This is a genomic window from Streptomyces sp. NPDC034043, from assembly GCF_055575675.1.
Map to the genome: position 1 here is coordinate 1 of NZ_JBVISF010000046.1, position 1,122 is coordinate 1,122.

Annotated in this window: 1 protein-coding gene; it reads right to left on the reverse strand. The window is 69.3% G+C overall.

The window, feature by feature from the left end:
• Positions 1 to 339 precede the first annotated feature (339 nt).
• On the reverse strand, positions 340 to 690 hold the full coding sequence (locus ACZ51S_RS34700; RefSeq protein ID WP_468804173.1) for a hypothetical protein: 351 nt from the start codon (positions 688 to 690) through the stop codon (positions 340 to 342).
• Positions 691 to 1,122 lie beyond the last annotated feature (432 nt).

The following is a 1,122-nucleotide window of genomic DNA, read 5'->3' on the forward strand; positions in this document are numbered from 1 at the left end:
GGCATCCGGGCCCCCAAAGACCCTCGGCGGTCCACCCCCGCGCGTCAGATCGCTACGCGCTCCTCCCGGCTTGGCGTCCGACGACCGTCATGGGCTGATACCCGCACGAAATGACGATCAGGACAGCATTCGGGACCGGTTGGCGCGCGTGAGATCGCTACGCGCTCCTCCCGGCATAGCGTCCGGCGGCCGTCCTGGGCCGATACCCGCACCACATGTTGACCAGGACGGCATCCGGGTCCGATGGGCGCGACAGATCGCTACGCGCTCCTCTCATGTCAGCGTCCGACGGTCGTCATGGGCTGATACCCGCACCGGGTCGATCAGGGAGACGGCCGTCTACCACCTGTCGGACAGGCGGCGGTACCACCAGACTTCGGCATTCCAGGGTTGTCGGTGCTCGAACGGATCGGGCAGGCTGCGCTGCAGGAAGACCGCGTCCAGGGGGCGCAGGAGCCGGCGGAGCTCGGCTCGCGGCCGAGGCGGAAGGTTCCCCAGGACCTCGTCGAGGACGCTGCGCGCATACCTGACGTCGTCGAGCGAGCAGCCGAAGCACGGGCACTCCGCTGCCTTCGGATACAGGGGGCGTCTGCCGGGAGGCGTGAGGAATTCCCGGTAGCGCCGCAAGGCGCGGTCGGTGCCCCCCGGGCACAGTTCCACGTTGTCGTTCAGGTGCTCAACACGGTGCACGGCCAGGCTCGTATCGGCGGAGAGACCGTGGATACGGGTGGGCGGTGCCGGGCCCCAGAGCTGGGGAAGAGGCGGGTCGGCGCGTAGCGCCCGGGGCCGTCTACGCGGCATGGACCTTTCGGTATGTGATCACGTCAGCCATCGTGCCAGCCGGACTGTCCTCGTACACCCGCTTATTCCGGCGGAACGGTCAGACCGGTGACCAGCCCATGACGGCCGTCAGCCGCCGAGAAATGAGGGGCGCGTAGCGATCTGACGCGCCTGCCGGTCCCGAATGCTGCCCTGGTCAACATGTGGTGCGGTACCAGCCCAGGACGGTCGCCGGGCGCTATGCCATGAGGAGCGCGTAGCGATCTGACGCGCGGGGGTGGACCGCCGAGGGTCTTTGGGGGCCCGGATGCCCGGCGGACCGACGCCCGGCCCCTCGCCTCA